Origin of the sequence: Streptomyces sp. NRRL WC-3605, assembly GCF_001509795.1 — a bacterium.
Taxonomy (GTDB): domain Bacteria; phylum Actinomycetota; class Actinomycetes; order Streptomycetales; family Streptomycetaceae; genus Streptomyces; species Streptomyces viridochromogenes.
The window spans coordinates 96820-108956 of sequence record NZ_LLZN01000050.1 but is presented as its reverse complement, the minus strand read 5'-3'; the positions used below and the strand labels follow the sequence as shown (position 1 = coordinate 108956).

Genomic DNA, 12137 nt, shown 5'->3' with positions numbered 1-12137 from the left:
CCCGCCCGGGGTGCGCCCCCTCACACCTCGGCCGAGTCCCCCGGGCCGAGCCGCAGGTGGTCGGTGCCGCCGAGGGCGCCGATCTGGCGGTCGTAGATCGGGCGGGCCAGGTCGGTGAGGAGGGCGTCGTGGATGTCGTACGCGCGTTGCGGCTTCAGTTCGCGGACGTAGTCGATGACCTCGGAGATCTTGTTCCACGGGGCCATGACCGGGAGCATCAGCGTCTCCACGCGCCGGGCGGGCACGGTCAGGGCGTCGCCGGGGTGGAAGACCTTGCCGCCGTCCACGAGGTAGCCGACGTTGGTGATGCGCGGGATGTCCGGGTGGATGACGGCGTGCAGCTCGCCGTGCACCTCGATGTCGAAGCCGGCGGCGGTGAAGGTGTCGCCGTGGCCGACCGTGTGCACGCGGCCGGGGAAGGCCGCCGAGAGCTGCTCCGCGACGGACCTCAGGGTCCAGATCTCGGTCGCCGGGTCGGCCTCCAGGGCCGCGCGCAGACGTCCCTCGTCGAAGTGGTCGGGGTGCTCGTGCGTGACGAGGATCGCCTCGGCGCCGGCCGTGGCGTCCCGCTCCGTGAACCCGCCGGGGTCGATGACGAGCGTCCGGCCGGACTTCTCCAGCCGGACGCACGCGTGCGACTTCTTCGTGAGCTTCATGGGTCCATCCTGACGCGCGCGGGTCGCGGACGCTCACCCCTCCGGGGTGGTCTCCTCGCGGATGACCTGCTGGGCGACCTTGAACGCGCTGTTCGCCGCCGGGACACCGCAGTAGACGGCCGCCTGGAGCAGCACTTCCTTGATCTCGCCGGGGGTCAGGCCGTTGCGCAGGGCGGCCCGCGTGTGGGCGGCCAGCTCGTCCAGGTGCCCGCCCGCGACGAGCGCGGTGAGGGTGACGCAGCTGCGGGTGCGCCGGTCGAGACCGGGCCGGTCCCAGATCTCCCCCCAGGCGTAGCGGGTGACGAACTCCTGGAAGTCCCCGGAGAACTCGTCGGCCTGCGCGAGGGTCCGGTCGACGTGCGCGTCGCCGAGGACCTCGCGCCGGACCTTGATCCCGGCGTCGTACGCGTCCGGGCGGCCGGACGGGGGCGTCGGGGCGACGGCGGCCGGGGCGATCTCCGCGAGGGGCGCGGGCTGCACGGGCGCCGCGACCGGGGCCGGCCGGACGGACGCGGCGACCACGGCCAGCTGTCCGGTGGTGGAGTCGTAGGCGGGCTGCCACGCGGTGGAGAAGTGCCGCACCAGCAGGTCGGTGACGGCGGCGGGCTGCTCGACGGGCACGAGGTGGGAGGCGCCGGGGACGACCGCGAGCCGGGCGTCGGGTATCCCGGCGACCAGCGTGCGGGCCTCCGCGGGCCCGGTGACCTGGTCGTCGGAGCCGACGAGGACGAGGGTGGGCACGGTGACGCCGGCGAGCTGCGGCCGTACGTCGAAGGAGGCGAGGGCCTCGCAGGCGGCGATGTAGCAGCCGGGGTCGGTGGTGCGCACCATCTGCACGGCCCACTCGGTGATGGCGGGCTGCGCGGCCGCGAAGCCGGAGGTGAACCAGCGGTCGGGCGAGGTGCGGGCGATGGGGTCGAGGCCGTTGGACCGCACGATCACGCCCCGCTGCCGGAACTCGTCGGCGGTGCCGAAGCGGGGGGACGCGGCGATCAGGGCGAGCGACGCGACGCGCTCGGGGTGCCGCAGGGCCAGTTCGATGCCGACCGCGCCGCCGAGCGCGCACCCGGCGTATCCGAAGCGCTGCACGCCCAGCCCGTCGAGGGTGGCCAGCAGCCGCTCGGCGAGGTCGGTGACGGAGCCGGCCGGGTGGGCCGGGGCGCCGCCGTGCCCGGGGAGGTCGAAGCGGAAGACACGCCACTGCTGGGTCAGCTCGGGGACCTGCCGGTCCCACATGTGCCACGTGGTGCCCAGTGAGGGACCCAGGATCAGGACGGGAGCCTCTTCTGGCCCGTCAAAGCGGTATTGCAGGGTGTTCGACGGTGTCTCACTCACGCCCCAGACCCTCTCACGTCTCACGAAATCTCACACAGCCGGGGGAAGCCCACGGCTCGATGCATCCGTGGCTCGACTCGTCGGGCACGGCCGACGGCCTCGTCGATCGAGTCCGGGCCTCTCAGCGTGTACGCGCGCCCCTGACGCAGCGTGGCCTGCCAGGTGTTCTGTCCGGGGAGGTTGTGTTGTGGACAGGTGAACCAGGTCTCGGCTGAGGGATCTTGACGGGGACCAGCCCGCACCGCGTACTGACCCGCTACCGCCTGGCCCGCCTGTCCCAACAGGGCATGCGACGCCCGCACCGGACGACGCTCGAACCAACTGAGGTTAGGGAGTTCGGCCGAGGTCACACCCGTCTCAACAGATCAGGGGCCGCGCAGCGATGGCTGCGCGGCCCCTGATCCTGTGCACGCCCCGCACGGGAGCAGGCGCTTCACCCGGTGGGCGGCAAAGCCCACCGGGGGCGCTCACCGGACGCAGTGTGCGTGACCCCTCGGGCGGGTCTGTGAGGTCAGGCCGGGGTGATGTTCTCGGCCTGCGGACCCTTCTGGCCCTGGGTGACGTCGAACGTCACGGCCTGGCCCTCCTGGAGCTCCCGGAAGCCGGTGGAGTTGATCGCGGAGTAGTGCGCGAAGACATCCGGACCACCGCCGTCCTGAGCGATGAAGCCGAAGCCCTTCTCCGCGTTGAACCACTTCACAGTTCCCGTTGCCATGTCTGATGCCTTCCAGTCGATGAACGCCTACCACTCCGTGTGGCAGACGGAGGTGATCGCCCTGGTCCCTGCGGCACAGCACAGCAAAACGCCCACGCCGGAGGCGTGGGCAAGGGGGAGTTCCGAACCACGACAGCTGACGCAGACGCTACACGCCCACACGCCGCGTCACCACAGGAAACGATCACACCGCACGGCAGACCATGCGTGCGGTCCCCGCCGACGCGGACGGGCACGCTTATCTCACGCTGCTGCGGTCGGGTCCGCCGATTCGGTGGCGCGGCGGTATTCGGCGTTGAGGCGCTGGGCTTCCTCCAGCTGGTCTTCGAGAATGATGATGCGGCAGGCGGCCTCGATGGGGGTGCCGTGGTCGACGAGTTCCCGGGCGCGGGCGGCGATGCGCAGCTGGTAGCGGGAGTAGCGGCGGTGTCCGCCCGCGGAGCGCAGCGGGGTGATGAGGCGGGCTTCGCCGAGGGCGCGCAGGAAGCCCTGTGTGGTGCCGAGCATCTAGGCGGCCCGACCCATGGTGTAGGCGGGGTAGTCGTCGTCATCGAGACGGCCGAACGTGTCGTCTGCTGTCATTGCACCTCTCTCTGGGACACCTCGAGGGGCCCTGGCGCCGTACTGGCACCAGGGCCCCGAAGGAACTCCTACACCATCTGCCGGCCCTGATACTGCACCGGCCCTGTGTTTCCGCAGACCCGACCGAGATGGTGTCGGGGGCGCGGGGATCGCGGTTGCTTGACCGGAGACCACCTCACTATCGATGTCCTGCGGTACCCGGGTCCAAGACTTCCGCCCGGGCGATCCTGATGGCGCTCGGCTCCTCCGTTCTTCCCTCTTGATCAACTACTAACTAACGGGAACTCCGTACTACTTGTACTGCGAACTGCTGGTGGCCTCGAACAGCGCCACCCTTCGGCAGCCAGTCCCGTCGCCCATCCTGCGTCTGCTCTGGCTTAGAACCCCACTGCCGAACCTCCCGGTGCGCGCGCCCGCAGCCGGCGCCTTCACCGAGGTACTGCTCACTGACTTCACTGCTTACTGACACTGCGGTGCTGCTCGTGGCGGCCCCTGACCACTGCGGGCCACCCGGTCCGGTCGTCAGTCCCGTCGCCGTCCTCGACCACTCTGGCTTCGGAACTCCACCACCGCACCGTCATGCCAACTACAACTGCGCACTACTGCCCGGCAGTTCATCTCTGCCGGGCTTCTCTTGATCTCGGCTACGCAGAAACCTTACCCACATCGCCGACCAATATCTACTCCGGCGAGTACAGATTTCCGCGCGCGGGAAGATGCGGTACTCCGCCTCGCCCAGTCTGCCTCGACCGGTCCCCATAGATGGTTCAAGCAGCGCGAAGCTCTGGCCGGCGCTCACCGTGACCCACCGCCGCGTGGCATGTCGGGTTGGCGTGACGTCGCCGCCTGCGCCGCGGCTGCCGCCGGCGGCACCGGCCGACACTGCGTCTAGTGAGGACACCACCGACCAGCACGGACGTTTCCAGCCGTGACGCCAGCCGGCATCTGCCGCGCACGCGCACCCCTGACCTGGACGGCGGTACCGGGGCTTCGGCTGGCCCATGGTCACCGGCCTCGCCCACGCCACGGCGCCCACCCTCCGGGCCACCGGCGGCAAGATCGTGAGCGCCTTCCTTGCTCGGTAGCGTCACCGCTCAAGCAGCCGGATGGCCGGCGAATATGGTCCGCCTCATACCGCAGCCCGACGAGTTGCTGGGGACGTTCCGCCCTGGTGGAGTCCGGCCAGAGCCACCAGAAGTCCCTGGCCGCGGCCACCGGTGGCGTTGCCGTCAGCGGTCGGCCGACTGCCGAAGCGCTGTGGAAGCAGAGGGTGTCGGCTGTGCTGGGGGATTGCGCTCACTCGGGCGAGTTCGCCCGCCGTCTTCGACGCCCCCGTGAAGGAGGACGGGCCGCCCACGCGTCTGCAGTTTTATGTCGCCCGGATCCTGCAGGGCAACGGTGACGGGAACCCGCCGCACGCAGTGTGGGCCCGACCGGCGCACCGGTCGGGCCCACACTGCTGATCAGGTGTCGGCTCGTGTCTGATTACCGGGTCAGACCGCGAGAGGGGTGCCGAGCATCGCGGAGGCGTGCTGCATCGGGCTGAGAATGCCCAGGGGCGCTGCCTCGTGGACGGCGCGGCAGGTGAAGCCGAGCTGAGCCATGGCCCGCAGGACTTCCGCGGCGCTGAAGTCACGGCGGTCCTGGCGGGTGATGACCTGGCCGACCTGCTTGACGGGGTAGCGGCGGCGGCCGATGATCACCGATTCGCCGGTGACCGGTTCGGGCTTGATGCCCGTCATCGATTCCAGCACGCCGCTCCTGGTGAGCTCGAAAGGGAAGCGGGCGATGACGCAGCGCATGTGGCCTCACAGGGAGAAGGAAAGAACGGTCCGGTCAGGGACGAGGCGTTTCAGCGGGAGAGGGCGAGGATGCCCAGGGCGCTGCCTTGCTCGTCGACCACCGGCAGGACACCGAGCCGACGGGTGCGCATCGCGTGCTCGGCTTCGGCCATCGTGGTGACGGGTGAGGCGAACGAGCCGTGGTCGCCGAGGACGTCGCGCAGGCGGACACGGTCCGTGTAGTCGGAGCCGTCTCGGACGGCGGCGAGTTCGGTCCGGGTGACCAGGCCGGTGCACTGGCCGTCCTGGTCACAGATGACGAGTCGGACCGTGCGGGCGGCGGCCATGACGGCCAGCGCCACCTCGACGCTCATGTCGTCACAGACGTGCGGTCCGGCCGCGTCCATGACCTCCACCGCCGGCCTGTTAACGGAGTCGGCGTCCGCCGGGCGGAGCTGTGTCTGAACCAGCGTCACAAGGTGCCTCCTGCAGAGATGGGTACGCTTCAAGAGTTCTAGGCCGCCGCGCCGAAGCCGGGCCGGCGTACGGGGGTGCGCCTGGTCGCCGAGGCGGGGCGGCGTCGGCCTCGGGAGGTGGCGCTGCGCTTGGAGCGTTCGACCACCGGTGCAGTGATGACGACCGGGATGCCGGACGGGGCCTGGGCGCCGGTGATCCGGCTCAGGGCCTCGTCGCCCGAGCGGATCTGGGTGGTCTGCGGCCGGATTCCGGCGTCCGACATCAGACGGACCATGCCTCGGCGCTGGTTCGGCGTGACCAGGGTGACGACGCTGCCGGACTCGCCGGCGCGGGCGGTACGGCCGCCGCGGTGGAGGTAGTCCTTGTGGTCGGTCGGCGGATCGACGTTGACGACCAGGTCGAGGTTGTCGACGTGGATGCCGCGCGCCGCGACATTGGTCGCCACCAGCACGGTGACGTGCCCCGTCTTGAACTGCCCCAGCGTGCGGGTGCGTTGCGGCTGCGACTTGCCACCGTGCAGCGCGGCGGCCCGTACCCCGCTGTTGAGCAGGTCCTGGGTCAGCCGGTCGACGGCGTGCTTGGTGTCCAGGAACATGATCACGCGGCCGTTCCGGGCGGCGATCTGGGTCGTGGCGGCGTGCTTGTCGGCGCCGTGGACGTGCAGGACGTGGTGCTCCATCGTCGTGACCGCACCGGCCGACGGGTCGACCGAATGCACGACGGGGTCGGCCAGATAGCGGCGCACCAACAGGTCGACGTTGCGGTCCAGGGTGGCGGAGAACAGCATCCGCTGCCCCTCCGGGCGCACCTGGTCGAGCAGCGCGGTGACCTGGGGCATGAAGCCCATGTCGGCCATCTGGTCGGCCTCGTCCAGCACCGTGATGCCCACGTGGTTCAGCCGACAGTCGCCGCGGTCGATGAGGTCCTTCAGCCGCCCCGGGGTCGCGACGACGACCTCGGCTCCGCCGCGCAGCGCGCCGGCCTGCCGGCCGATCGACATGCCGCCCACCACGGTGGCCAGCCGCAACCGCACGGAGCGGGCGTACGGGGTCAGCGCGTCGGTCACCTGCTGCGCCAGCTCACGCGTGGGTACGAGGATCAGCCCCAGGGGCTGACGGGGCTCGGCACGCTGTCCGGCGGTGCGGGCGAGCAGGGCGAGGCCGAAGGCCAGGGTCTTGCCGGAGCCGGTGCGGCCGCGGCCGAGCACGTCACGGCCCGCCAGGGAGTTCGGCAGCGTCGCGCCCTGGATCGGGAACGGCACGGTCACCCCCTGCCTGCCGAGTTCGGCCAGCAGCTGCTCGGGCATGTCGAGGTCGGCGAAGCCCTCGACGGCGGGCAGTGCGGGGGTGATCGTCCTGGGCAGCGCGAACTCGCCCTGCACGGCGGCGGGCCGGCGGCCGTAACCGCCGGAGCGGACGGGGGCGCCGGTACGCCGCGGTGCCTGCGAGCCATAGCCGCCGGCGCCCCTTCCGGCGTCGGTACGGCCGTCACGGGTGCGGGCGGGGCGGTCGTTCGTGTACGTGCGGTTCATGCGGAACCTTCCTCGATGTGGCACATATCAAGGAATTCCCGCCGCGATGAACGGCATGGAGAATTACAAGTATGGACCGGTGGCAAAAGAATGCAGATCTGGCCGGCAAAACGTCCGTGGGCACAGGTGCTGAAATGGGTGACGCGATGGGCCCCTTGCGATCCGGGGGCCGGCTGCGGTGCAGCGCTTCAGGATGCGCCTGCGTCCTGAGGGAGGAACCGCTTACGGTAATACTGCGGATTCCTCCGGGTCGTCCCGCGGGTGAAACCGCTGCGGGATACGCGTGCAGCTGGGGCCCGCACCCCGAAGGATGCGGGCCCCAGCTGCAGTCTGTGCGTGAGCGTCAGGCCGGAACGATGTTCTCGGCCGTCGGGCCCTTCTGGCCCTGCGCGATGTCGAAGGTCACCTTCTGGCCCTCGAGCAGCTCACGGAAGCCCTGCGCGGCAATGTTCGAGTAGTGGGCGAACACGTCGGCGCCGCCACCCTCCTGCTCGATGAAGCCGAAGCCCTTTTCCGCGTTGAACCACTTCACGATGCCAGTAGCCATGTCATATCTCCTTTGGGGCAGTGCATCGGCATCCGCACCACGCGGACGCCGTGTCGCCGCGATGATTACCCCGCCCGGAAATGACCGGAAATACAAAAGCGCTCCAACCGGCAGAAGCCTGGTGAGGGCACTTGAAGCTTTGGGAACCACAACTGCAACTGAGAACGACAGTAGCACGCCGGAACGACCCTTGTGCGTTGGATAATTCCACGTTGCTCCTCGCGGCAAAAAATCCCGCCGCACGCCCCCCCAAAAATCTGATCCCTCGGGAACAGATATTGATTCACCCGGAGTTCAACGTCTCAGGAAGAGTTGCCGACCGACACGCAGCGCGACGGCTGGGGAAAAGCCGCTGCCGCCCAGGAGACGCAGCTGCGAGACTGTGGGACGACCATGCCGCAGCGGCTGCCGTTCCCAGTCCCGGTTGAGCGAGCCCACCTCTTCGGTGCGGGTGAGGCGCCTGGTCGTGAGGGTGATGGGCCGCCCGGGTGATCAGGCTCTCGGAGTGCTTGATGAACCGTTCGTACTCCCGCGTATGCCGACAGGTCAGGGAACTTCTTCCACCAGTTGTTCGGTCCAGATACTTTTGCCCGAAACGGTGTAGCGGCTGCCCCAGCGATGGGTCAGCTGCGCCACCAGGACCAGACCGCGGCCGCCTTCATCCGTCCACCGGGCCCGTCGCAGATGCGGCTGCATCTGGCTGGGATCGGAGACCTCGCAGATCAGACGTTGATCCCGAATCAGCCGCAGGCCCTGGGGCACCGCCGTAGCGGATGGCGTTGGTGACCAGCTCACTGACGATCAGCTCTGCGGTGAACACCAGATGTTCCAGCTCCCAGGAGGTCAGCCGGTCGGCGACTTGACGGCGTGTCCCTGCGACGAGGCTGGGTCGGCGGCCAGCTCCCAGGTGGCAGTGGCATCTTCGGGAAGTCGGCGCACTTGGGTCACCAGAAGTGCCAGATCGTCGTCCAAGGGCTCTGCAGACGCCTTTCCAGAATGCGGCCACCGATTTCGTGACGCCGGCGGGATGCCCCAAACGCAGAAGCCGGGTAGAAACGCGGTGGTCGGGAACGGCGCGGGTCAGACGGTCAAGGCCTGGTGGACGGTGGGATGGCAGCCCATGGCCTTGTCCAGGCCGACGATCTCAAGGAGCCGTAGCACCGATTCCTGGACGCCGGCGACCCGTCGCGCTGGAGGTGACGGGCACGTGATCGCTGAGGCACGCCACTGGGCGGTGGACTTCCTCACCCGTGTCCGGAGCACGGCCTGCCGGTGTCCGCTCGCGCAATGGACCTGACCCAACTGGTGGTCAGCGAACTCGTCACCAACGCCCGCAGATACGCCCCTGGCCCCGTGCTGGATGGAACTGCGCGTCACCGGGCGCCAGCGTGGAAGTGGTCGTGTGGGGCTAGGGGTGTCTTGTCGATCAGGCCGGGTCAGCTCCCGGTGTCTGGTGCCGTGCCTCGCAAGGCGGAAGGAGGGAGTCGATGCGGCGCATCGGCGACCGACGACAACGCGGCGAGGCGCGGTGCCAGGCGCCGGGAGCCCGGCCTGATCGGCAAGACACCCCCTAGCGATCCCGTCCTGCCAGTGGCGACGGCCGCCGATGCGAGGGCGCCGGCCGCAAGAAGGCGGGCAGACCGCTGCTCGACAAGCCGGCCACCAGCGAACTGGGCGGGGTCTCCCCCACGATCGTGCTGCCGGGCGGCCGATCCGAGGCGGACCTGAGCTACCAGGCCGCGCACATCGCCACCCAGAAGCTGCACCACAACGGCTACAACTGCGTAGCGAGCCAGGCGGTCGTCGTCAGCGCCGACTGGGCGCGGAAGAACCGCTTCCTGGCCCGCCCGCGAGCCGCGCTGGCCGACGCACCCGTCCCCGCACTACCCCGGCAGCGACGACCGGGGCGCCCACGCTCTCGACACGTACGGCTACGACGCCGAACGGCTCGGAACAGGCCGCGCTGATCACAGGTCTCGCCGCGGCGGAACCCGGACTAGCTCTGACCACGGAGCACTTCGCCCCCGTCCTCGCCGTGTTGAAACTCCCCCCGGTGACCCGCGCCAGTTCCTCGCCGAGGCGGTCCGCCTCACGAACAAGGGGCCGAACTCCGCTACGGCACCTTTGCGTTGAATGCCTGGGCCGGGAACGCCTGGGCGATGTCGGCCATCTCACCGCAACCGCCTCCTGGGGTGCTTTTCCGGGGCACACCCCCGACGCGTGCAGAGCAGCATCGGCGTCGTACACAACACGCTCCTCCTGGACGGACCCGAGCGCACCGTGGTCCGGAAGCCCGTTCCACCCCGCGCCCCCGCACGGGGTTCAGCTTGATCGGGTGGGCACTCTGGGCACCGATGCAGCACGCCCGTCGCTTCCTGTATCAAAGCGGCAGCATGCGCCTCACCCCGCAGCCAGGCTCTGCGCTCGACGACCGAGGGCAGGGCCCGGCTCAGGGCAAACTCATCGCCAACGAGACGGGGCGGGATCGGCGCCCGGCCTCGAGTGGTCCAGAAGCTCCTCACGGTGTGGACTTTCCGACACGGAGTGAGTCACGAACACGTCACTCGTCGCAGAGAGTCGGTGAGGCGCCCTGACTTTAGAAGAAGTGCTTGCGTCCACCGACGGCGCGACCGGTCGCACCCAGGATCCACAGGATGGCGCCAACCAGAATGAGGATGCCACCGATCGTCGTCAGCAGACCCATCCCGACAAGCAGGCCGATGATCAGCAGAATAAGCCCAAGAATGATCATGTTGAACCCCATCGTCAATTCCGGCTCAGGCGCGTGTGCGTATGAGCTTCACAAGGGCCTGAGTTCGTCCCTTGGTGGGTAGATCCCGACCAGCTCCGAATGCCAGGACCTCGGTGCAATAGCCCTTGTGCCCGGCGACACGGTGTTCACGCCCTCCTTGGAAACTTTGTTCAGTACGCCATCTGAGCGGCCGCCCTTTGCTCCGGAAGGTCATTCCACCCGGACGGCTGGACGTTGGTGACGGAACTGTGGCCGCAGGCCGGTTCGGTGGCCGCTTCGAGTCTGCCTCTGCTCGTGACACCGCCAGCCCTTATGCGCAGGAACTCGTTCATCGGCCCCAGGTGGACGCGGAGGCGAGAAGGTGCCGGTCGAGGTGACGCCCTCCTGCGACCCCGGAGACGGAGGCGGCCGGGGCGACCCCCGTCCCGGGGCCGCTTCCGCCCCGAGACGGTCACCCGGTGGGCTTGACCGCGTGTCCGGCGACGGTGACGAGTCCGATCGCGACGGGTGTCGCCTGCCGCACGGTCACCGCGCGGAGCCCGGTTCCCGGCTGGCTCGGCTGATGTCCCGCAGCATCCGGCGGACCAGCACACGATGGGCGCCGGACCCGATGACCAGTCCCCGGTAGAGCGCGCCGGGGATCTTCGGGAAGACGGCGTGCGAACGTGCGCTGAGAAGCGTTCCGTCCGGGTGGCCGGCCAGCGAGAAGACGAAGGCGTAGCGCGAGAAGCGGTGCCGGCCCGCGAGGACGAGGCGTTCACCGGGCACGCTTTCGGTCACCGCGAACCCGGGAACGGTCGAGCCCTGCTGCGGCACCGTGCCGGAGACGCCACGCGGCTCGGCGCCCACGAGACGCGCGAATCGGCTGTCGACTCCCAGATGGGTCCGGGTGATCCAGTCGTTGAGCGCATCCCAGGTCCTCGGCACGGGTGCCGCGACACGGAGCCGATGCTCGTCGACGAAGGGGAGGCCGGACGTGACGTCGTTCATGGTGTCGTCCCTCGCTGCCGGGCTCGCGAACGGTAGTTGGCCATCATCGACGATGAGGCAGCCGGTCGTCTTCTAGGGTCGTCCCATGACGTCCGACACCGATGCCTCCGGCTCGCTCTTCGACTCCCTGCGGGCGGACGCCCTCGGCAGCCCCGATCAGCTGCGCGAGTTCTATCCGCAGCCGAACCCGAACGCGCGCCGCAAGGAGATCGACCACCTGACCGAGGAGACCCGGGCACTGATCGGCTGTTCCTCGCTGGTGTTCGTCGGCAGCACGGACCACGAGGGCCGGGCGGACGTCACGCCGCGCGGCGGACCGGCCGGGTTCGTCTCCGTGCTGGACGAGCGGACCCTGGTGATCCCCGACGCGACCGGCAACAAGCGGCTCGACACGCTGCACAACGTGCTGGAGACCGGACGCGTCGGGCTGCTCTTCCTCATACCGGGCCGCCCGACCACGCTGCGCGTCAACGGCCGCGCCTGCGTGTCGGCGCGCCCGGAGCTGCTCGCCCAGCTCACGCCGGTCGGGAAGCCGCCGGTCACCGCGCTGGTGGTGCGGGTCGAGCAGGCGTACCCGCACTGCCCGAAGTCACTGATGCGCGCCGACGCGTGGCGCCCGGAGCGGTGGCTGCCCGCCGACGCCCAGCCGAGCAGCGCCGAGGTGACCCTGGCCCAGCTGAACCTGCCCGGCCTCACCCTGGAGCAGATCGAGGAGGGCGAGCGGGAGTCGCTGCGCCTGCGGTACGAGTGAGTGCCGTACGGGCACGCGGG

11 protein-coding genes and 2 pseudogenes are annotated in these 12137 nt (G+C 69.6%); 2 read left to right on the top strand and 11 right to left on the bottom strand.

All coding sequences use genetic code 11. From position 1 onward, the window contains the following. Positions 1–20: 20 nt before the first annotated feature. The 9 genes and pseudogenes from ADL34_RS14155 to ADL34_RS36660 all read right to left on the bottom strand — a co-directional run. The gene (locus ADL34_RS14155; RefSeq protein WP_062667003.1) at positions 21–656 is read right to left on the bottom strand and encodes an MBL fold metallo-hydrolase; all 636 of its coding nucleotides are present in this window, start codon (positions 654–656) and stop codon (positions 21–23) included. A 33-nt stretch (positions 657–689) separates the two neighbouring features. Further along, the gene (gene pcaC / locus ADL34_RS14150; RefSeq protein ID WP_062667001.1) at positions 690–1991 is read right to left on the bottom strand and encodes a 4-carboxymuconolactone decarboxylase; all 1302 of its coding nucleotides are present in this window, start codon (positions 1989–1991) and stop codon (positions 690–692) included. A 511-nt stretch (positions 1992–2502) separates the two neighbouring features. Continuing rightward, positions 2503–2706: a cold-shock protein gene (locus ADL34_RS14145; protein WP_030212004.1), complete on the bottom strand. Its 204-nt coding sequence runs from the start codon at positions 2704–2706 to the stop codon at positions 2503–2505. Positions 2707–2949: 243 nt separating this feature from the next. Further along, positions 2950–3288 (bottom strand): annotated as a pseudogene (locus tag ADL34_RS14140) (MerR family transcriptional regulator). Positions 3289–4781: 1493 nt separating this feature from the next. Next, positions 4782–5090, bottom strand: coding sequence for an SCO5918 family protein (locus ADL34_RS14135; protein WP_062666999.1), 309 nt, complete (start codon positions 5088–5090; stop codon positions 4782–4784). 50 nt (positions 5091–5140) lie between these two features. Further along, positions 5141–5545 (bottom strand): CBS domain-containing protein, encoded by a 405-nt coding sequence (locus ADL34_RS14130; protein WP_062666997.1) that lies wholly within the window; start codon positions 5543–5545, stop codon positions 5141–5143. 38 nt (positions 5546–5583) lie between these two features. Beyond that, positions 5584–7077, bottom strand: a complete 1494-nt coding sequence (locus tag ADL34_RS14125; protein ID WP_062666995.1) for a DEAD/DEAH box helicase — start codon at positions 7075–7077, stop codon at positions 5584–5586. A 343-nt stretch (positions 7078–7420) separates the two neighbouring features. Further along, complete coding sequence (locus ADL34_RS14120) at positions 7421–7624, bottom strand: cold-shock protein (protein ID WP_062666993.1); 204 nt, start codon at positions 7622–7624, stop codon at positions 7421–7423. Between the two features lie 546 nt (positions 7625–8170). Then, a pseudogene (locus ADL34_RS36660) lies at positions 8171–8590 on the bottom strand (ATP-binding protein); the annotation flags it as partial. Positions 8591–9318: 728 nt separating this feature from the next. On the opposite strand from ADL34_RS36660, the gene ADL34_RS36365 reads away from it, so the two are divergent. Further along, positions 9319–9591, top strand: a complete 273-nt coding sequence (locus ADL34_RS36365) for a hypothetical protein (RefSeq protein ID WP_234375016.1) — start codon at positions 9319–9321, stop codon at positions 9589–9591. Between the two features lie 629 nt (positions 9592–10220). Here the strand turns inward: ADL34_RS36365 and ADL34_RS35635 are convergent. Both ADL34_RS35635 and ADL34_RS14115 read right to left on the bottom strand, forming a co-directional pair. After that, positions 10221–10388 (bottom strand): hypothetical protein, encoded by a 168-nt coding sequence (locus tag ADL34_RS35635; protein ID WP_199835573.1) that lies wholly within the window; start codon positions 10386–10388, stop codon positions 10221–10223. Between the two features lie 513 nt (positions 10389–10901). Further along, the gene (locus ADL34_RS14115; RefSeq protein ID WP_062666991.1) at positions 10902–11366 is read right to left on the bottom strand and encodes a hypothetical protein; all 465 of its coding nucleotides are present in this window, start codon (positions 11364–11366) and stop codon (positions 10902–10904) included. 85 nt (positions 11367–11451) lie between these two features. On the opposite strand from ADL34_RS14115, the gene ADL34_RS14110 reads away from it, so the two are divergent. Beyond that, positions 11452–12117 carry an MSMEG_1061 family FMN-dependent PPOX-type flavoprotein gene (locus ADL34_RS14110; RefSeq protein WP_062666989.1) on the top strand — a complete coding sequence of 222 codons (666 nt, stop codon included), beginning with the start codon at positions 11452–11454 and terminating at the stop codon, positions 12115–12117. Positions 12118–12137: the final 20 nt, after the last annotated feature.